The organism is Halopseudomonas sp. SMJS2 (assembly GCF_029866945.1).
Classification (GTDB): Bacteria; Pseudomonadota; Gammaproteobacteria; order Pseudomonadales; family Pseudomonadaceae; genus Halopseudomonas; species Halopseudomonas bauzanensis.
Genome location: NZ_CP123445.1, coordinates 907,985 through 926,976, shown reverse-complemented (window position 1 = coordinate 926,976; position 18,992 = coordinate 907,985). Strand labels below are relative to the sequence as shown.

The following is an 18,992-nucleotide window of genomic DNA, read 5'->3' as shown; positions in this document are numbered from 1 at the left end:
GAAATCCCCCTCTCCCGTTGCGGGAGAGGGGCAGAGGGGGAACATGCAGTGCATTTCAACACCATCGAACTGGAGCGCGACGCGAGGGGCTTCGCCACTCTCTGGCTGAACCGCCCGGATAAGAACAATGCCTTCAATGCCGGCATGATCCAGGAATTGTTGCAGGCCCTTGATCAACTGCAGGCGGACACCAACCTGCGCTTTGTCCTGCTGCGCGGCCGGGGGCGGCATTTTTCGGCGGGCGCTGATATCAACTGGATGCAGGAGTCGAGCAAGCTGGACTTCGATGCCAATCTGGTCGATGCCCAGGCGCTGGCGGAACTGATGTACCGCCTCTATGCCCTGCCCCAACCGACCCTGGCGGTGGTACAGGGCGCCGCGTTCGGTGGTGCTATAGGACTGATCGCCTGCTGCGACATGGCCATCGGCACCGAGGACGTCCAGTTGGCATTGTCCGAAGTGCGTATCGGCCTGGTGCCAGCGGTGATCAGTCCGTTCGTTGTCAAGGCCATTGGCGAACGGGCGACCCGCCGCTATGCCATCAGCGGCGAACGATTCACCGGCACCCAGGCTCGAGAACTGGGGCTGCTGGCGGAGGTCTGCCCAGCAGCGGCGCTGGCGGACCGGGTCGCTGGCTGGATCGACACCCTGCTGTTGAACAGCCCCCAAGCCATGCGCATCAGCAAGCAATTGGTACAGGAGGCAGCTCACCAGACCCTGAGCCCCGCCCTGCGCCAGCATACCGAACAGGTCATAGCCCAGATCCGCGTCAGCGCCGAAGGCCAAGAAGGACTGCGGGCCTTTCTGGATAAACGCCGCCCCAGCTGGTTACCGGAGTCCAGATCATGATCACCTCCCTGCTGGTTGCCAACCGCGGCGAGATCGCCTGCCGAGTCATACGGACGGCCAAGGCCATGGGCCTGACCACCGTAGCCGTACACAGCGCCGTCGATCACGACGCCCGCCATGTTCACGCGGCGGACCGGCGCGTCGACCTGGGAGGCGCCAAGCCTGCCGACAGCTACCTGACGATCGACAAGCTGATCGACGCCGCCTTGACCAGCGGCGCCCAGGCGGTCCATCCAGGCTATGGCTTTCTTTCCGAGAATGCCGACTTCGCCCGCGCCATCGAGGCCGCCGGACTGATCTTCATCGGCCCACCCGCCGCCGCCATTGAGGCGATGGGCAGCAAGTCCGCTGCCAAGGCACTGATGGAGCAGGCCGGTGTGCCGCTGGTCCCCGGTTACCATGGCGCAGACCAGAGCCCGGAGAGTTTCCGCGTTGCCGCCCAGGGCATCGGTTATCCAGTGCTGCTCAAGGCGAGCGCCGGCGGTGGCGGCAAGGGCATGAAGGTGGTACAGCACGAGGCAGAGCTGACCGACGCGCTGCTATCGGCCCGGCGCGAGGCCCAGGCGGCCTTTGGTGATGACCGGCTGCTGCTGGAAAAGTACCTGCTCAAACCTCGCCATGTGGAGATCCAGATATTCGCCGATCAGCACGGCAACTGCCTGTACCTGCATGAGCGGGACTGCTCGATTCAGCGCCGGCACCAGAAGGTCGTCGAGGAGGCACCGGCGCCCGGACTGACGGACCAGACTCGCCGAGCCATGGGCGAGGCGGCCGTACGGGCCGCGCAGGCGATCGGCTATGTCGGCGCTGGCACCGTGGAATTTCTGCTCGATGAGCGGGGCGAATTCTTCTTCATGGAGATGAACACCCGGCTGCAGGTGGAGCACCCGGTGACCGAGGCCATCACTGGCCTGGATCTGGTGGCATGGCAGATTCGCGTGGCCGGTGGCGAGCCGCTGCCGATCAGTCAGTCACAGGTACCACTGCTCGGTCATGCCATCGAGGTACGGTTGTATGCCGAAGATCCGGACCAGGACTTTCTGCCCGCCAGTGGTCGGCTGGACCTCTATCGCGAGCCGGCGCTGACAGCAGGACAACGTATCGATAGTGGCGTGAACGAGGGCGACCTCATCTCCCCTTTCTACGATCCCATGCTGGGTAAACTGGTTGCCTGGGGCGAGAATCGGGAGCAGGCCCGGCTGCGGCTGCTCGATCTGCTGCGCAAGACTTTTGTTGGCGGCGTGCGTACCAACCGCGCCTTCCTATGCCGAATACTCGAGCATCCGGCTTTCGCCGCCGCCGAGCTGGATACCGATTTCATTCCACGCCACGCCGCGCATCTACTGCGCCCAAGCAGCCCCTTGCCCGATGCGTTCTGGCAGCAGGCTGCCATAGCATTCTTGCACAGCGAGCCGACCGAGCGGCGTGCAGACGATCCTGATTCGCCCTGGGCTGACCGCAGCGGCCAGCGCTTCGGCTTGCCGGCGAGCTGTCGCCTGCATTTGCACTGCAACGGTGAGCAGCGTGTCGTGCGGCTGGAGCCGGGTCTGACCGTTACGGATAACCGAACAGCCATCCGCAACGGCGCCACACTGTATCTGTCCTGGGACGATGAGTTGCTGGAGGTAACCCGCTTCGACCCCATCGCCGCGGCCGATACCCGTTCGCAGCCGGAAGGCGGTCTGATCGCACCCATGAATGGCAGTATCGTGCAGGTGCTGGTCAAACCCGGTCAGACAGTGGCGGCCGGCACGCCACTCATTGTGCTCGAAGCCATGAAGATGGAACACAGCATCCGCGCCCGGCAATCCGGAGTGGTCAAACAGCTGTGCTGCAGCGAAGGCGATATGGTCAGCGAAGGCGCGGTGCTGGTGGAGATGGAGCTACACAGCTCTCTGGCCGGTGAGGCTTCCGAGAGGGGGTCAGTTCAATGAAACAAGCGGGTGCTCAGTTCCTTGCTCGCTTCCAGCAGCACCGGCAGAAAACGGGTTTCCAGTTCTCCCCGCGTTATCCGGCTGACGGAGGTGCCGACATTGAGTGCGGCGAGCACCTGGCCGGCGGGGTCACGCAGCGGCACTGCCAGTGAGCGCAGGCCAAGTTCCAGTTCCTGATCGCTGACCACCCAGCCGCGCTGGCGAGTTTCCAGCAGTGCTTCACGCAGCGTTTCGGGTGTGCGCAGCGTTCGGCTGGTCCTGACCTGCAAATTGACCTGCGCCAGGTACTCCTCCAGCGCCGCATCATCCAGTGCGGCGAGCAGAATCTGTCCCATGGAGGTGCAGTAGGCCGGCAGGCGGCTGCCGACACTGAGGTTGATGGATATCAGCCGCAGCGGTATGGAAGAGCGCGCCACATAGAGAATCTCGTCACCCTCCAGCGTGGCCATGGAAAAGGCTTCGCTCATCTGATCGCTGAGACGGTCGAGGATCGGCTGGGCGGCCACCGCCATCGGCGTCGAGGACAGGTAGGCATGCCCGAGCGTCAGTACCTTGGGCAGCAAGGAAAAAGTACGCCCGTCCGTGGTGGCATAGCCGAGCTTGATCAGGGTGTGCAGGCAGCGGCGCACCGAGGCCCGCGGAATGCCGGTACGGTGAGCTATCTGGGCAATGGTCAGATGGCGCGTGCGCTCCTGGAAAGCATGAATCACTGCCAAACCGCGCGCCAGCGAGGTCATGAAGTCGGGATGCCCGGTGAAGGCCTCGATGCGCTTGGCCGGTGAGGCAATGATGGCCGGGGCCACCGGCACGCCGCCGGGGCGGGATTCGTCAGACATGGCAAGCAACCTTATTGCATACGCGGCGTTCGATCATCGCCCATTGACGCGCCGGGCGCAAAGGCGCGCACAGCGCGCCGATGCAGGCTGACCTACAACAGGTTCCAGGTGTAATTGAAGATCAGCCGGTTCTCGTCGATATCGGTGCGGTAGTTGGAGCGTGCCGTGACGTTACGCACCCGAATGCCGAGATTCTTCAACACTCCGCTTTGCACGGTATAGCCGATATCCAGATCACGCTCCCACTCCCGGCCCTCATAGCCCAGCCCGGTGCCCACATTATCGCCGCGAATATAGCGCACCGTTGTTACCAGACCGGGCAGTCCCAGGGCAGCAAAATTGTAATCGTGTCGCAGCTGCCAGGAACGCTCATCGGCTCCGGCGAACTCGTAGGTGGGCACCTCGTTACCCAGTGGCGTGATGTTATTGAACACCCGCGGAAAGGCATCATCACCGAACATGGCCTGATATCCGAGCAGGAACGTGTGGCCTCCATGGCTGGCCGACAGCTGCGAAACAGCGGCCCGGTTATCAATACGCCCGAGCAACCGGTCACCGTCTTCCTTCGAATCGTAGAATGCCAGCTTCGCGCCCAATACCCAGTCGCCCACCGGCTCGCTGTGACTGAGGCGGTAGACGCGCTGCTGGTAGATATCCGCCAGCTGGGCGTACCAGGCGCCGACAGACGTGCGCTGCCCGTTGAACGCATAGTCGGCACCGGCGTAGTTGAAGCGGTCGCTCGCCGCGCCTTCCAGCAGCTGCGGTGCATGCCCAAGCTTGACGTACATCTTGCCATCGCCCGCCTCGTTGAGCAGGCTGCCGGAGCGGAACTGGCCACCCTGCAGTGTCAGCCCGTCAAGCTCGCGGGAGACGATACTGGCACCCTGGTAGGTTGGCGGCAGCAGGCGGATATCGCTGAAGGTGAGCACCGGCAGGTCCGGGGTCAGCTCTCCCAATCTGAACTCGGTTTGTGACCAGCGCACCTTGAGGGCAGCTCCCAGGCGGCTGTATTCATCCTGCGCCTTGCCATCGCTGCCAGTCGGCAGCAGGCCGGTGTTGATCCGCCCGCCGCCACTGTCGAGCTTGATGCCGAGCATGCCAATGGCATCAACGCCGAAGCCGATCGCCCCCTGGGTGTAACCGGAATTGATTCTCAGGATAAAACCCTGCGCCCATTCTTCGGCCTTCGATTGCTGATTGGGGCCGACGATATCCGAGAAATTCCGACTGAAATAGTAGTTGCGCGCCTGCAGCGTCGCAGAGGCGCCCTCGACGAAACCCTTCGTTTCAGCAGTGCTGGTCGCCGGTATAACCAGGCCGGCCGCGATGAGCAGGTACGAAAAATATGATTTGTTTTGCATGCTATCTCACTCGTTTTTGTTGTTTTTCAGGTACAGGTTGCCCATCCGGGGGCGCATTGCCTCCCGGAGTGCAGTGTCAGATTCAGATATTTAGCGGCTGGTTTACTGCCCGGACTCCAGAGTCGATGGTTGAGGCTGCGGTGATGCGGCAGGTTTGCGCAAACCTAGCAACAAGTGCGCAGCGACACCGAAGATCAGCCCCCAGAAAGCAGCGGACAGGCCAAGAAAGGACATGCCCGACGCCGTTACCAGAAAGGTGATCAGCGCCGCTTCCCGATCCTGCGGCACCGCCATCGCCCCCTGTAGTGAGCTGGCAATCGCTGCCAATAGCGCCAAACCGGCCAGCGCCGCAATCAGCGCGGCGGGAAACGCCGTGAAGATCGATACCAGCGTCGCACCAAACAACCCCAGGACCAGATAGACGACACCGCCTGAAACCCCGGCGATATAGCGTTTGGCCGGATCCTCATGGGCTTCCCTGCCGGTGCAGATGGCGGCGGTGATGGCCGCCAGTGTCAGGCCGTGACTGCCGAATGGCGCCAGCAACAACGAACCCAGGCCGGTGCTGCTGAGCAATGGACTGGCCGGCGTGTCATAGCCATCGTTGCGCAGCACTGCCACCCCCGGTACAAACTGCCCCGTCAGTGCCAGCATCAGCAGCGGCAGTGCCACGTTGAGCGTCACCTGCCAGCTGAATTCCGGGCTGATCCAGACCGGTACGGCCAGCCCGACCACCAGCGCCTCGCTCTGCAGTTCGCCCAGCGCCATGGCAATACTCACTCCCACCACCAGCACCGCCAGTACTGCATAGCGCGGCGCCAGGCGCTTGCCCAGCAGGTAAGTGATGAACATGGCCAGCACCAACACCGGTTGATCCTGCAGCGAGACGAACAGGCCGGTGCCGAAGCTGAACAGGATACCGGCCAGCATGGCGGCGGCTATCGCCGACGGCAGCTTGCTGACGATGCGATCGAAGGTGCCGGAAAGCCCGATCAACACAATGGCAGCGCTGCTGATCAGATAGGCTCCCACCGCCTCACCCATGCTCATGCCCGGCAGCAAACTGATCAGCAAGGCAGACCCGGCAGCATTCCAGGCGATGACGATAGGGATCTTGTAGCGCAGGCTGAGCACAATGCCGAGTACGCCGCTGCCCATGGATATCGCCCAGACCCAGGATGACAGTATCTCGTGGGGCAACTGCGCCGCCTGGGCCACCTGGAAGATGATCACCAGGGGCCCGGCATAGGAAATGACCGTTGCAATGAATCCAGCGACTACTGCGGAAAGTGAAATGTCCTGGAGAAATACTTTCATATCGCCTCGCGTTGCAGAATCCGGGCCGACAGCAGGCCGTGGGCGGTCAAGGGTACCATCCACGGACCGGGCGGTGTCGTCGGACAATCCCGTTGGCGTCTGCATCAGTCTCCTCCCTCGTCCACAGCCACCGGGCTGCTCAGGCCCGTGCCGCCAGCAGCGACGCAGAGGCCAGGCGCTGTCGTTTGCCGGCCAGCACGAACAGCATCATGGCTAGCACGGCGATGACGCCCGGGATGGCAAAAGCGATGAAGTTCAGCTGCAACGGCAAGTTGATACCCAGCAGCGCGCCGCCCAGCAGCGGGCCGACAATGGCGCCGTTACGACCGATACCCGAGGCCCAGCCCAGGCCGGTGGAGCGGATCGACAGCCCATAGAATTGCGCGGCAGCGGCATACAGCAGGATCTGGGTGCCAATCACCGTGGCGCCGGCGATGGTGATAAGGGTGTAAAGCACCGGCATCGGCGTCTTGATGCCAAGCAGACTGATAGAGGCCACGGCGACGATAAAGAACGCCACCACCACCTTGCCCAGATCAAAACGGTCACCCAGCCAACCACCGAGAATCGCTCCGAACATGCCACCAAAGTTCAGTGCTAGCAGGAAGGACAGGCTGGAGCCCAGGCTGTAGCCGGCATTGGCCATCAGCTTCGGCAACCAGGAACCCAGCGCATAGACCATCAGCAGGCAGCAGAAGAAGGCAACCCAGATCGACAGCGTGCCCACCAGGCGGCCATCGCGAAAGAGATCCAGCACCGAGTTTTTCTTGCCTGAGGTTTCCGCCATGACCAGCGGACTGTCCGGCGCCAACTCCAGCTCCGGCTGCACCCGCTTGAGCATGGCCCGGGCCTCGTCGTTGCGTCCCTGGCGGACCAGAAAACCAACCGATTCGGGCAGGTAGCGCAGAATCAGCGGCAACAGCAGCAGCGGTACTACTGCGGCGAAGAACATCATCTCCCAGCCGAAGCGTGGCAGTATCAGAATACCCAATCCAGCGGAGCACATACCGCCGAGGGAATAGCCGCTGAACATCAGCGCCACCAGAGTGCTACGCAGCTTCTTCGGGGCATATTCGTTCATCAGCGCAACCACGTTGGGCATCAGCCCGCCGCAGCCCAGGCCAGCCAGAAAACGGTAGATACCGAATTCGGTCGGTGAACTGGCGAAGCCGTTGAGCACAGTGGCAACACTGAACAGCAGAAAGCAGATGGTGATGCCCTTCTTGCGGCCGATACGATCGGCCAGGGTGCCGAACAGCAGCGCGCCGAACATCATGCCGAACAGGGCATAACTACCCAGTGCGCCGGCTTGCAGCGGGGTCAGCCCCCACTCTTCCATGATCACGGGTAACACCACACCGTAGATAAACAAGTCATAACCATCGAAGATCAGCAGCAGTGCGCACAATCCCATAATCAACCAATGGAAGCGGTTGAAGCGTGCGCCGTCGATGACCTCATGAACATCTATTGTTTGCATGGCATCAGTTCTCTTTTGTTGTTGTTGGCGAGTCGGCAAGCCAGGTATCGGCCTAGACCCGCCATCACTGGACGAGCGCAGCATAGGAGATCCACTTGCTGACCAACAGATGTGATGTTCGATAACCGCACACTTTCAATAGCCGCCCGGACCGCCGGGCGCCGCTATACTCTTCGACATGCTTGGCTGCCGGAGATAACGATGCCCCTACCCCACCACGTACGCCTGGTTGAAGTCGGCCCACGGGACGGACTGCAGAATGAGCACCATCCGATCAGCGTGACGGATCGCGTCCGGCTGGTGAACGATCTGACGGAGGCCGGCGTCAGCCATATCGAGACCGGCAGCTTCGTCTCGCCGAAGTGGGTGCCACAGATGGCTGATTCCGCAGCGGTGTTCGCCGGCATCCAGCATAGTCCTGGCGTGCGTTACACCGCGCTGGTACCCAATCTGCAGGGTCTGCAGGCAGCTATCGGCGCCGGCGTGACGGAAGTGGCGGTATTCGCCGCCGCTTCGGAGGGCTTCTCCCAACGCAACATCAACTGCTCGATCAGCGAGAGCCTGCAGCGCTTCGCACCGGTCATGGCTGCAGCCGAGCGCCAGGACATCCGTGTACGCGGCTACATTTCCTGTGTGCTGGGTTGCCCGTATGACGACGCCGTCGCTCCAAGCCAGGTCGCCAGCATCGCCGCCGAGCTGATTGCCATGGGCTGTTATGAAGTATCCCTCGGTGACACCATCGGCGTGGGAGTGGCCAGCGCCACCAGCCGACTGATCGACCGGGTTGCCGCACAGGTGCCCCGGGGGCAACTGGCGGGGCATTTCCATGACACCTACGGGCAGGCATTGAGCAACATCTACGCCGCCTTGCTGGAAGGCGTCAGCGTATTCGACAGCTCGGTCGCCGGGCTGGGTGGTTGCCCCTATGCCCCTGGCGCCAGCGGTAATGTCGCCAGTGAGGATGTGCTGTACATGCTGCAGGGCATGGGTATCGACACTGGTGTCGATTTGCAACGACTGGTTGCGGCCGGCCAGCGCATTTGTGATGTGTTAGGCCGCCCCAACGGCTCCAAGGTAGCCCGTGCCCTGCTGGCCCACGAACAGGAATAAGGAGAAATGGCCATGCCACAACCGCTATGGTCACCGACCAGAGATGCCGTCGCTCGAAGCCGCATGGAAGCCTTCCGCATCCAGGTGAATCAGCGCTGCGGGTTGCATCTGGCGGGCTATGACGAGCTGCATGATTGGAGCATTCATGAGCGCGCCGACTTCTGGCAGGCGTTGGCGGATTTCTTTGCGGTCGAGTTCCACACCCCCGCCCAGCAGGTACTTGATGAAGGCCCCGCCATGCCGGATGCACGCTGGTTTCGCGGTGCCACACTGAATTATGCGGCCCATTTGTTACGGCGCAAGGATGACCAGCCGGCGTTGATCAGCATCAGCGAAGCCGGCGTGCGCGAGCAACTGAGTTTTGCTGAACTGAATGCCCATGTGGCTGGCTTGCAGCGCAGCCTGGTAGCTGCCGGCATCATGCCCGGCGACCGTGTTGCCGCCATCCTGCCCAACGGGTGGCAAGCGATAGTCGCCATGCTTGCCACCACCAGCCTGGGTGCGGTGTGGTCATCCTGCTCGCCGGACTTCGGCGCGCAGGGTGTTATTGACCGTTTTGGCCAGATCGAACCCAAGGTATTGATCGCCTGCAGCGGTTATCACTATGCCGGCAAGTCCAACGATCTGACCGACCGGCTCACCGAAGTGCTGCGCCAACTACCTACGGTCGAGCAACTGATCCTCGTGCCGGGCCCAGCCGGGGCTCAGGGACCGCATCCCGACTGTATCCAGACGGTTCAGCATTGGGCGGAGTTCTATCAGCCCGGCGGCGCACCGCAGTTCCGCGCCCTGCCCTTCGATCACCCCTTGTATATCCTGTATTCCAGCGGCACCACCGGTGCGCCCAAATGCATTGTCCACCGCAGCGGCGGTGTCCTGTTGCAGCACCTCAAGGAGCTTGGCCTGCATACCGACCTGCAAACCAGTGACCGGCTGTTCTACTACACCACCTGCGGCTGGATGATGTGGAACTGGCTGGCCTCCGGCCTGGCGGTCGGCGCCACACTGGTGCTCTATGATGGCTCGCCGCTTCATCCGCATGAATCCCGGCTGGTCGACCTGATCGACGCCGAGGGTATCAATGTCTTCGGTGTCAGCGCCCGGTATCTCGCTGCCCTGGAAAAGGCCGGCATACAACCGGCACGCAGCCACCGCCTGGGCAGTCTGCGCAGCATTCTCTCCACCGGCTCGCCGCTATCCCCGGAGAGCTTCGACTATGTCTATCGCGACATCAAAAGCGATCTGCGCCTGTCCTCCATCTCCGGCGGTACCGATATCGTCTCCTGCTTCGCCCTCGGCAACCCACTGCTGCCGGTCTGGCGTGGCGAATTGCAGGGCCCGGGCCTGGGCATGGCCGTGGAGGTATGGAACGAGGCCGGCCAGCGGGTAGTCGGAGAGAAAGGCGAGCTGGTCTGTACCCGGCATTTTCCGTCCATGCCGCTGGGGTTCTGGAACGACAGCGACGGTAGCCGCTACCGCGCCGCCTACTTCGAACGCTTCCCCGGCATCTGGGCGCATGGGGACTATGCCGAGCGGACCGAGCATGGCGGGCTGATCATCCATGGCCGTTCGGATGCGGTACTCAACCCGGGCGGCGTGCGCATCGGCACGGCGGAAATCTACCGGCAGGTGGAACGTATCGAGGAGGTGCTGGAATCGGTCGCCATCGGCCAGCAATGGCAGGACGATGTGCGGGTAGTGCTGTTCGTACTGTTACGCGACGGCGTGGAACTGGATGAGGGGTTGCAACAGCGGATCAGATCGGCAATCCGCCAACACGCCACACCGCGCCATGTGCCGGCACGCATTCTGGCGGTAAAGGACATACCGCGCACACGCAGCGGCAAGATAGTGGAACTGGCCGTGCGCAATGTCGTGCACGGCCAGCCAGTGAAAAATACCGAAGCCCTGGCCAACCCGGAAGCACTGGATCACTTCCGCAACCGGGTCGAGCTGGGGCAATAGCTTACTCGGCGCTGGCTTGTTCGCCGTTGCCGTTATTGGGCTGGTAGTAACCCACTGCCACCAGGTAATTGCCGACCTTGCGCGCATAGGCGTGCTTGTGTTCGGTATCCCCGGTGATCGGATGCTTCCACTGGTAATCGAACTCCGCTGTTTCATTGGTCGCAAGCTGGTCCAGTGCTTCCTGGCCAAAGGGCTTGCCGACCCGGTCCGCCAGCGAGCCGAAGTCCCGGCCGACCAGCCGCAGGTTGGAGCCATGGGCGACGAAGCGCTGGCTAGCCAGTTCCACGACGAAAACGTAGAGGTCATCCTTGTAGAAGCGCGGGTCCAGGGCGTTGATCGCATTGAAGGTGTCCCGCGGATTGCTGTTCACCGCCTCGGCAGCGGTTTCCAGCAATTGCAACGCCTGCTCGGAGCTGGCCCGCGGCTGGTAATAGCCCACCGCAAGCACCGTATCGCCTACCCGCTGGAAGTACACATGCTTGGTGATCTTGCGGCCACCGGTATTCCAGTTGCCCCAGGGATAGTCCGCTTCCAGGATCTCACCATTCTCCGGCTGGCTCAACGCCCGCTCGAACGCGGGCTTGAGTTCATCATCGATGGAATTCATGATGTCTCGCCCGATCAGCATGACCGACGGCCCGCCGCTGGCCAGCATGATGCCGTTGGTGTTGATCGCGAACACGTAGAGGTCATCCCTGACGAAGGGCCCCTGCCGGCTGAAGACCGCCAGCGCCTTGTCGCCGTTTTCCTTATAGTATTCAACGGCTTCGGTGAGCAGGGCGCGGGCTTGTGCGCCTTCTTCTTCGGCTATTGCCATATTTACCTGCAACAGCAAACAGGCAGCAAGCACTGCCAATAACCGGTGTACTTTTCCTATCAGCATCCTGGTTTCCTTTTTAGGGACATCGTTTTTGGGCTTCAGTCAAGATACGCCAGCCAACAGGAAGCGCCAATAGCACTCAGAATAAAAACATTTTGATTTGTTTTATTGCTAGAGGTACTCTGATGGAAATCGGAGCGCTAACCCCGCTCTCCGGGGCAAAACAATAATGCACAAGGCCTGAATCATGACACCAATCCCGAACCAGCATCGTAATTTGATTTCCCGCTTGGGCCGCATCATGCAACTGGCATGGGTCCCCAAAGACTACGATGCAACGCTCCGCTACTGGACTGACACCATGGGCGTGGGTCCTTTCTTTGATATGCAGCATATCCAGGTAGACGCTTGCAAATATCGCGGCAAGCCTGTCGAGCTCGATTTCTCGGTAGCCATCGCCTACTGGGGCGATATGCAAATCGAACTGATTCGCCAACACAACAATGCGCCTTCCATCTACCAGTCGTGGTTGGAACAGGGTCGCGAAGGCCTGCATCACGTTTGTCTGATAGTGGACAACATGGAAGAAGCCCGCGTGCTGTGTTCCGACGCCGGTGCCGAAGTCATGCAGGAAGTCTGGTTACCGGGCGGCGGTGAAGCCATTTATGTTGATCTGGGCGGTCTGCTCGTGGAAATGATCGACTTCCCGAAAGAACATCTGTCGGTATTCGCCGATATGAAAGCCGCAGCTCAGAACTGGGACGGCAGCGATCCCGTACGGACCCTCGGCTGACCCGGAGCAGTACAACAAGATGAGACCGTATGAACGCTGATACCCTTTCCCCCAATGCAGCCGTGGCTCCGCCAGCGGTGGATCAGGCATTGCCGGCCATTGCCGATTTTCTGAACAACCATTTCGGTGCTCAGCATACCCGGATTGTGCAGGCCAGCCGCCTGTCCGGTGGTGCGATCCAGGAGAACTGGCTACTGCAGGTCGAGCAACAGGGCGGCAGTCGAGCCGGAGAACAGCGCTGGGTATTGCGTACCGACGCCCCCTCCAGTGTGGCGGTCAGCATGACCCGCGCCCAGGAGTTCGCGGTATTGCGCTGTGCTTTCGATGCCGGCGCCAAGGTGCCCGAGCCGTTGGTACTGTGCTCTGACCTCCAAATCATGGGACGCGAGTTCTTCATCATGCAGGCATTGGACGGAACGGCCTTTGGCCCAACGTTGACTCGGGATGGTGTCAATGACACGCAGCGCCCTGCCCTGTGCCGTGAACTCGGCACCAGTCTGGCCTACCTACACCGCATCTCCCCGTCACACTCTCAATTGGCATTTCTACCGCAGCCCGCCGCTGACCATGCGCAGCACTGTATCGATACCTACCGCGGCTATCTGGATACGCTCAGTGAGGGTTTTCCAGCTCTCGAATGGGGGCTGCGCTGGTGCGAGCTGAACCGTCCGAAGCCATTGGCTCCATGTCTGCTGCACCGAGATTATCGAACCGGCAACTATATGGTCGCTGACGGCCAGCTCAGTGGCATTCTCGACTGGGAATTCGCCGGCTGGGGTGATCCCCGGGAAGATATCGGCTGGTTTACCGCCCGCTGCTGGCGCTTCGCCGGGCCACAACGTGAAGCCGGTGGTGTGGGCGAGTTGAAGGACTTCCTGGATGGCTACAACAGCATCGCCGAGCTGCCGATGGACAGGACCGCGCTGACCTACTGGCAGGTCATGGCCCACCTGCGCTGGTCGATCATTGCCTTGCAACAGTCGGAACGTTATCTGACAGGTGGCGAGGACTCACTGGAACTGGCGTTGACCGGGCGCATGCTGGCCGAACTGGAACAGGAAATTCTGCTACTGACCGGAGCTACGCCATGAGCCGCCCCAGCGCCGCCAATCTCTTGATAACCGCTCGCCAGTTGCTGTTGGATGAGCTGCTCCCCGCCCTGCCCCGCGAGCTGCACTATGAGGCAAGAATGATCGCCAACGCCATGATCATCTCCGCGCGCGATCAACAACAGGGCAACAGCTGCATCATTGAGGAACAGCGACAACTACAAGCGCTACTGGATGACAGAAGCACCAGCGAGCTGTCGGCATTGCGTCGACAATTGGCCAGCGCCATTCGCCTGGGCCAGTTCGATCAACATCCACTATTGAGCCAGCAGTTACGGCAGATCAATCACCGCCAACTGGCAATCAATAACCCCAAAGCGGTGCGTGACTGACACGCCTGCGCTTACAGGAGAAGTACCATGGATTTCAGCCTTGACCAGGAACTGCAGGAGCTGCGTCAGCGCACCCGCGAGTTTATTGCCGAGCAGGTCATCCCTCTGGAATTTGACAGCCGCCAGACACCTCATGGCCCCAGCGAAGAGCTGAGAAATGAACTGGTTGAGCGAGCACGCAAGGCCGGACTGCTGACCCCACACGCTTCACGTGAGCTGGGCGGGCTCGGACTCAGCCATCGCGCCAAGGCGATCGTCTTCGAAGAGGCCGGCTATTCGCCTCTGGGCCCGATCGCACTGCACATCCACGCCCCCGACGAAGGCAATATCCACATGCTGGAGATGATTGCCAGTGAGGCGCAGAAAGATCGCTGGCTAAAACCCATGGTCGATGGTCGCATCCGCTCCTGTTTCGCCATGACCGAGCCCAGCCCCGGTGCTGGCTCCGATCCATCGATGCTGGCAACCACTGCGGTACGCGATGGTGACGACTACATCCTCAATGGCCGTAAATGGTTCATCACCGGTGCTACCGGCGCCAGTGTCGCCATCATCATGGCGCGCACTGAAGATGGTGGCGCCACCATGTTCCTCAGCGACACCGACCAACCCGGCTTCAAGGTCGAGCGCATGATGGATTCACTGGACAGTTGCTTTACCGGTGGCCATGGGGTGGTGGATATCGAGAACCTGCGGGTACCTGCGGAAAACATACTGGGTGAGGTGGGCAAAGGCTTTCGTTATGCCCAGGTGCGCCTGGCCCCCGCGCGCCTGACCCACTGCATGCGCTGGCTTGGTGCCGCTCGCCGCGCCCACGATATTGCCTGCGACTACGCCCGAACCCGCGAGTCTTTCGGCCGGCCCCTGGGTGAACATCAGGGAGTCGGCTTCATGCTGGCGGATAACGAGCTAGACTTGCACAGCACCCGGCTGGCTGTCTGGCATTGCGCCTGGGTACTGGATCAGGGTGAACGCGGCAATCTCGAATCCAGCATGACCAAGGTATTGAGCTCTGAAGCTATCTGGCGCGTGGTTGACCGCGCAGTACAAATTCTCGGTGGACAAGGCGTAACGGGTGAAAAGATCGTTGAACGCATTTTCCGCGATGTGCGTCCTTTCCGTATCTATGATGGCCCAAGCGAAGTGCATCGCATGAGTATTGCCAGAAAGTTGCTAGCCTCCGGCCAGCGCTGATCCGACTCCGTTACAACGGCCTCACATCTACGACGAGGCGGTTGGACTTGGGCCACTGATCAGTGTTGTCAGCTGGCCCTTTTTTATTCGTTTGACCATGAAGGTATAAGTCATGACACAACGTCAGATCTATGTTGTAGGAGCAGCCCGCACCGCTATTGGCAGTTTTGGCGGCAGCCTGAAAGATCAACCGCTGAGCGAGATCGCCACCACCGCCGTCAGCGCCGCGCTGAGCCGCTCTGGCGTTGACCCCGCGGCGGTCGGCCATGTGGTCATGGGCAATGTCATCCCCACCGAGCCAAAGGACGCCTACCTCAGCCGGATAGCCGCCATGGATTCGGGCATTCCCAAGGAAACCCCCGCGTTCAACGTCAACCGCCTGTGCGGCTCGGGTCTGCAGGCCATTATTTCAGCAGCCCAATCAATCCTGCTGGGCGATACCGATATTGCCATTGGTGGTGGCGCGGAAAGCATGAGCCGCGGCCCTTTCATCATGCCAGCCATGCGCTGGGGCGCCCGCCTGGGTGATGTACAGGCAGTGGATTACATGAATGGCATCCTGCACGATCCCTGGCAGCACATACATATGGGCGTCACCGCCGAGAATGTTGCCAAGCGCTACAACATCAGCCGCCAGGCCCAGGACGAACTGGCGCTGGAAAGCCAGCGGCGCGCCGCCCGCGCCCGGGCCAAGGGCTATTTCAACGAGCAGATCGTGCCGGTGGACATCCGCACCCGCAAGGGCGTAGTCAGATTCGACACTGATGAGCACATTCGTGAGGATGTCAGCCTGGAACAACTATCCGGTATGAAGCCGGTGTTCCAGCGAGACAATGGCAGCGTTACCGCGGGCAACGCCTCGGGTCTGAATGATGGCGCCGCTGCGCTGGTATTGGCAGAGGAGCAAGCCGTCAAGCAGCACGATCTAGTCCCGCTGGTCCGCCTGGTCGGCTACGCTCACGCAGGCGTGGAGCCGGAGTACATGGGTATCGGCCCGATCCCCGCGACTCGCCTGGTAATGCAACGCACAGGCCTGAGCCTGGCGGACATGGACGTGATCGAAGCCAACGAAGCCTTTGCTGCGCAGGCATGCGCCGTGGTGCAGGAGCTGGGGCTGAACCCCGAGATCGTCAACCCGAACGGCTCAGGCATCTCCCTCGGCCACCCGGTAGGTGCCACTGGGGCGATCATCAGCACCAAAGCCATTTATGAGCTGCAGCGCACCGGTGGACGCTATGCGCTGGTGACCATGTGTATCGGTGGCGGTCAGGGTATCGCAGCCATTTTTGAACGCGTTTGATACAGGACAGGAGAATAACAGGATGATAATCCGCAACGTAGGCGTGATTGGCGCCGGTACCATGGGCAACGGCATCGCTCAGGTTTGCGCCGCAGCCGGTTTTGAAGTGACGCTGGTTGATATCAACGAAGCGGCACTGGAACGTGCTCTGCAGACCATCGACCGCAGCCTTGAACGCCTGGTGCAGAAAGAAAAACTGAACCATGACGACAAGCAGCAGGCGCTGGGCAATATTCGCACCACTACCGAGCTGTCCGCGCTGGCATCCGTCGACCTGGTGATCGAAGCTGCCTCCGAAGCAGAGCAGGTCAAGCTGTCTCTGATCCGTCAGGTTGACGAGGTCGTGTCCGAGCAGGCCATCATCGCTACCAACACCTCATCGATTTCCATTACCCGTCTGGCCTCGGCCAGCCGCAAACCAGAGCGGGTAATCGGCATGCACTTCTTCAACCCCGTGCCGGTCATGGCGCTGGTTGAGCTGATTGGTGGCCTGCAGACCAACGATACTACCCGTCAGGCAGCCACCGAGTTCGTCACCGCTATCCACAAGACCGCCATCAATGTGCGCAATAGCGCCGGCTTTGCGGTCAATCGCATCTTGGTACCGATGATCAATGAGGCGGTGTTCGTTCTGCAGGAAGGCATCGCCAGCGCCGAGGATATCGATCTGGGTATGCGCCTGGGATGCAGCCACCCGATCGGCCCTCTGGCGCTGGCCGACCTGATCGGTCTGGATACCCTGCTGGCGGTGATGGAGGTGTTCTACACCAGTTTCAATGACAGCAAGTACCGCCCTGCCCCGCTGCTACGCGAGATGGTCGAGGCCGGCTACCTCGGACGCAAGAGCGGTCAGGGGTTCTACCACTACCCGGCCTGAGCGCCGGGTAGTCCAACGCAAGGAGATACTCATGTCTGATGCGCCATTGACCGTAGAGCGATCCGGCAAACTGCTGCAACTGCAATTCAACCGTCCGGCCTCATTGAATGCCATTGACAGCGCCATGGCCGGAGCCTTTCTCGATGTTGTGACCGATGCTGTGGCTGATGCTGAGCTGCGTGTCATCATCCTCAGCGGCGCCGGTCGCTCCTTTATGGCTGGTGGCGATATAGCCCTGTTCAGCCGCGACCCGCAAAGCATTCCGGACAGCCTGATCGAACCGATGAATCAGGCCATCCAGTTGCTCAGCGCCAGCGACAAGATAGTTCTGGGCAGCGTGCAAGGCCCAGTTGCAGGGGCAGGCATGAGTCTGGCGCTGGCCTGCGACCTGCTGATTGCCGCAGACAATACCCGTTTCAGCTTTGCTTACACCGCATTGGCTGCGAGTGGCGATCTGGGCATCACCTGGACACTGCCACGCCTGCTGGGTTTGCGTAACTCATTGGCTATAGCTTTGCTGGGTGACAGTATCAAGGCTGACGAAGCGCAACGGTTGGGACTGGTCAATCGGGTGGTGGAAGCAGAGCAGTTAGCCGAGCAGACGATCAGCCTGGCCAACCAGTTGGCCGAGTTGCCGACCCTCGCCACTGCCAATATCAAGCGGCTGATGCAGGCGGCGCTACAGCAGGATCTTGGCAGCCAACTCGCTGCCGAAAAACAGGCCTTCAGCCAATGCATTGACCAGCCGGCGTTCCACGCTGCGGTTGCCGGGTTCCTGAGCAAGCGTAGATAACCAGCACGCTGTGTCGAGATGGAACTCGACACTCCTTACCCGGCCACCCGCCGCGCCCGCGGCTGCCACTGATGTAACAACAAACCCAGCCCGATCAGCAAGGCCCCGAACCAGACCCCAGGTGGCAGTTGCTCGGCGTTGAACACCTTGCCCACGACCAATGCCAACAAGGGTGTAATCACCAGAATCAACGCCACCGATGCCGAGCTCATATGGCGGATAATGTAATAGTACATAGCAAACCCGACGACCGAGCCAAGCACACCCAGGTAGGCAATGGACAGCGTACCGCGCAGACTCAATTGGGCGGGCCATGTCCCACCATCAATGCACCACAGCAAAACGAATAGCGGCGCAGCCACCAGCAGCGCTCCGGTGGTGGTGGCCATGGGGTGACTGTCATCAGCAATCACTTTCAACCCCACCAGCGAGGCGGAGTTACAGACCACGCCAATGAGCAGAGCCACTACCCCGGCGGCAAAACCCGCCTGCAAGGTCAGCCCCTGATCGAGAAACACCACCGCCAACCCGGCTACGCCGAGTAACATGCCCACCAGACGTACAGGGTGAAAGTTGCTCTCTCCCAGCCACCAGGCGGCTAGCGCACTGGTCATCAAGGGTGACAGCCCGAAGATCACCGACATCAGGCCAGACTCGATGCGAGTAGAGGCCCAATAGACGCAACTCATGGCCAGAAAGATGCCCAACCCGGCACATAGATAACTGCGTACCGCACGGGCATTCAGTGCCAGTGGGATACGCCAGAGCGCCAATACCAGAAGCGCACAGACCAGCGCCAGCACCATACGCAACATGGCGGCGAAGCTGAAACTGCTATCCAGCGTACCCCACTGAATCGCCAGCGGGGTGGTGGCCCAGATGAGGACTACGCCCAGGTAAGCCAGCGAAACCGGCATGGGCT

General features: G+C 61.1%; 17 protein-coding genes. 11 read left to right on the top strand and 6 right to left on the bottom strand.

Annotated features, from left to right (window positions below; all coding sequences use genetic code 11):
* Positions 1-48: 48 nt before the first annotated feature.
* Together QAO71_RS04495 and QAO71_RS04490 are read left to right on the top strand one after the other, a co-directional pair.
* On the top strand, positions 49-849 hold the full coding sequence (locus tag QAO71_RS04495; protein WP_280165365.1) for a gamma-carboxygeranoyl-CoA hydratase: 801 nt from the start codon (positions 49-51) through the stop codon (positions 847-849).
* Positions 846-2,783 (top strand): acetyl/propionyl/methylcrotonyl-CoA carboxylase subunit alpha, encoded by a 1,938-nt coding sequence (locus QAO71_RS04490; protein WP_280165364.1) that lies wholly within the window; start codon positions 846-848, stop codon positions 2,781-2,783. The genes QAO71_RS04495 and QAO71_RS04490 overlap by 4 nt, the downstream gene beginning before the upstream one ends.
* On the opposite strand, the gene QAO71_RS04485 is transcribed toward QAO71_RS04490, so the two are convergent.
* From QAO71_RS04485 to QAO71_RS04470, 4 genes are all read right to left on the bottom strand, one after another.
* Positions 2,777-3,619, bottom strand: a complete 843-nt coding sequence (locus tag QAO71_RS04485; protein WP_036990759.1) for an IclR family transcriptional regulator C-terminal domain-containing protein — start codon at positions 3,617-3,619, stop codon at positions 2,777-2,779. The genes QAO71_RS04490 and QAO71_RS04485 overlap by 7 nt on opposite strands.
* A 92-nt stretch (positions 3,620-3,711) precedes the next feature.
* Positions 3,712-4,980 carry an OprD family porin gene (locus QAO71_RS04480; protein ID WP_136869216.1) on the bottom strand — a complete coding sequence of 423 codons (1,269 nt, stop codon included), beginning with the start codon at positions 4,978-4,980 and terminating at the stop codon, positions 3,712-3,714.
* 102 nt (positions 4,981-5,082) lie between these two features.
* Positions 5,083-6,297, bottom strand: a complete 1,215-nt coding sequence (locus QAO71_RS04475) for a benzoate/H(+) symporter BenE family transporter (RefSeq protein WP_280165363.1) — start codon at positions 6,295-6,297, stop codon at positions 5,083-5,085.
* Between the two features lie 139 nt (positions 6,298-6,436).
* Positions 6,437-7,777 (bottom strand): MFS transporter, encoded by a 1,341-nt coding sequence (locus tag QAO71_RS04470; RefSeq protein WP_280165362.1) that lies wholly within the window; start codon positions 7,775-7,777, stop codon positions 6,437-6,439.
* Positions 7,778-7,978: 201 nt separating this feature from the next.
* Between QAO71_RS04470 and QAO71_RS04465 the strand changes: the two genes are divergently transcribed.
* Together QAO71_RS04465 and QAO71_RS04460 are read left to right on the top strand one after the other, a co-directional pair.
* Positions 7,979-8,887: a hydroxymethylglutaryl-CoA lyase gene (locus QAO71_RS04465; RefSeq protein WP_280165361.1), complete on the top strand. Its 909-nt coding sequence runs from the start codon at positions 7,979-7,981 to the stop codon at positions 8,885-8,887.
* Between the two features lie 12 nt (positions 8,888-8,899).
* Positions 8,900-10,852 carry an acetoacetate--CoA ligase gene (locus tag QAO71_RS04460; protein ID WP_280165360.1) on the top strand — a complete coding sequence of 651 codons (1,953 nt, stop codon included), beginning with the start codon at positions 8,900-8,902 and terminating at the stop codon, positions 10,850-10,852.
* Between the two features lies 1 nt (position 10,853).
* Here the strand turns inward: QAO71_RS04460 and QAO71_RS04455 are convergent, their stop codons facing one another.
* Positions 10,854-11,735, bottom strand: a complete 882-nt coding sequence (locus QAO71_RS04455; protein ID WP_280165359.1) for a cache domain-containing protein — start codon at positions 11,733-11,735, stop codon at positions 10,854-10,856.
* 184 nt (positions 11,736-11,919) lie between these two features.
* Here QAO71_RS04455 and QAO71_RS04450 point away from each other — a divergent pair, with 184 nt between their 5' ends.
* The 7 genes from QAO71_RS04450 (at position 11,920) to QAO71_RS04420 (ending at position 18,070) form a co-directional block, all read left to right on the top strand.
* On the top strand, positions 11,920-12,465 hold the full coding sequence (locus tag QAO71_RS04450; RefSeq protein ID WP_280165358.1) for a VOC family protein: 546 nt from the start codon (positions 11,920-11,922) through the stop codon (positions 12,463-12,465).
* A gap of 29 nt (positions 12,466-12,494) precedes the next feature.
* Positions 12,495-13,556, top strand: coding sequence for a phosphotransferase family protein (locus QAO71_RS04445; protein WP_280165357.1), 1,062 nt, complete (start codon positions 12,495-12,497; stop codon positions 13,554-13,556).
* Positions 13,553-13,906 (top strand): DUF6285 domain-containing protein, encoded by a 354-nt coding sequence (locus QAO71_RS04440; protein ID WP_280165356.1) that lies wholly within the window; start codon positions 13,553-13,555, stop codon positions 13,904-13,906. Before QAO71_RS04445 ends, QAO71_RS04440 begins: the two co-directional genes overlap by 4 nt.
* 27 nt (positions 13,907-13,933) lie before the next feature.
* Positions 13,934-15,100, top strand: a complete 1,167-nt coding sequence (locus QAO71_RS04435) for an acyl-CoA dehydrogenase (RefSeq protein WP_280165355.1) — start codon at positions 13,934-13,936, stop codon at positions 15,098-15,100.
* A 112-nt stretch (positions 15,101-15,212) separates the two neighbouring features.
* The gene (locus QAO71_RS04430) at positions 15,213-16,400 is read left to right on the top strand and encodes an acetyl-CoA C-acyltransferase family protein (protein ID WP_280165354.1); all 1,188 of its coding nucleotides are present in this window, start codon (positions 15,213-15,215) and stop codon (positions 16,398-16,400) included.
* Positions 16,401-16,422: 22 nt separating this feature from the next.
* Complete coding sequence (locus tag QAO71_RS04425) at positions 16,423-17,277, top strand: 3-hydroxybutyryl-CoA dehydrogenase (RefSeq protein ID WP_280165353.1); 855 nt, start codon at positions 16,423-16,425, stop codon at positions 17,275-17,277.
* 31 nt (positions 17,278-17,308) lie between these two features.
* Complete coding sequence (locus tag QAO71_RS04420) at positions 17,309-18,070, top strand: enoyl-CoA hydratase-related protein (RefSeq protein ID WP_280165352.1); 762 nt, start codon at positions 17,309-17,311, stop codon at positions 18,068-18,070.
* Positions 18,071-18,105: 35 nt separating this feature from the next.
* Here QAO71_RS04420 and QAO71_RS04415 read toward each other — a convergent pair whose 3' ends face one another.
* Positions 18,106-18,987 carry a DMT family transporter gene (locus tag QAO71_RS04415; RefSeq protein ID WP_280165351.1) on the bottom strand — a complete coding sequence of 294 codons (882 nt, stop codon included), beginning with the start codon at positions 18,985-18,987 and terminating at the stop codon, positions 18,106-18,108.
* Between the last annotated feature and the right edge of the window lie 5 nt (positions 18,988-18,992).

Excerpts from the sequence above, each read along its gene's own strand:
- QAO71_RS04415 (WP_280165351.1), bottom strand. The coding sequence starts at position 18,987 with ATGCCGGTTTCGCTGGCTTACCTGGGCGTAGTCCTCATCTGGGCCACC.
- QAO71_RS04490 (WP_280165364.1), top strand. The coding sequence starts at position 846 with ATGATCACCTCCCTGCTGGTTGCCAACCGCGGCGAGATCGCCTGCCGA.
- QAO71_RS04470 (WP_280165362.1), bottom strand. The coding sequence starts at position 7,777 with ATGCAAACAATAGATGTTCATGAGGTCATCGACGGCGCACGCTTCAAC.
- QAO71_RS04430 (WP_280165354.1), top strand. The coding sequence starts at position 15,213 with ATGACACAACGTCAGATCTATGTTGTAGGAGCAGCCCGCACCGCTATT.
- QAO71_RS04425 (WP_280165353.1), top strand. The coding sequence starts at position 16,423 with ATGATAATCCGCAACGTAGGCGTGATTGGCGCCGGTACCATGGGCAAC.
- QAO71_RS04435 (WP_280165355.1), top strand. The coding sequence starts at position 13,934 with ATGGATTTCAGCCTTGACCAGGAACTGCAGGAGCTGCGTCAGCGCACC.
- QAO71_RS04460 (WP_280165360.1), top strand. The coding sequence starts at position 8,900 with ATGCCACAACCGCTATGGTCACCGACCAGAGATGCCGTCGCTCGAAGC.
- QAO71_RS04475 (WP_280165363.1), bottom strand. The coding sequence starts at position 6,297 with ATGAAAGTATTTCTCCAGGACATTTCACTTTCCGCAGTAGTCGCTGGA.
- QAO71_RS04465 (WP_280165361.1), top strand. The coding sequence starts at position 7,979 with ATGCCCCTACCCCACCACGTACGCCTGGTTGAAGTCGGCCCACGGGAC.
- QAO71_RS04455 (WP_280165359.1), bottom strand. The coding sequence starts at position 11,735 with ATGCTGATAGGAAAAGTACACCGGTTATTGGCAGTGCTTGCTGCCTGT.
- QAO71_RS04440 (WP_280165356.1), top strand. The coding sequence starts at position 13,553 with ATGAGCCGCCCCAGCGCCGCCAATCTCTTGATAACCGCTCGCCAGTTG.
- QAO71_RS04485 (WP_036990759.1), bottom strand. The coding sequence starts at position 3,619 with ATGTCTGACGAATCCCGCCCCGGCGGCGTGCCGGTGGCCCCGGCCATC.
- QAO71_RS04420 (WP_280165352.1), top strand. The coding sequence starts at position 17,309 with ATGTCTGATGCGCCATTGACCGTAGAGCGATCCGGCAAACTGCTGCAA.
- QAO71_RS04450 (WP_280165358.1), top strand. The coding sequence starts at position 11,920 with ATGACACCAATCCCGAACCAGCATCGTAATTTGATTTCCCGCTTGGGC.
- QAO71_RS04480 (WP_136869216.1), bottom strand. The coding sequence starts at position 4,980 with ATGCAAAACAAATCATATTTTTCGTACCTGCTCATCGCGGCCGGCCTG.
- QAO71_RS04445 (WP_280165357.1), top strand. The coding sequence starts at position 12,495 with ATGAACGCTGATACCCTTTCCCCCAATGCAGCCGTGGCTCCGCCAGCG.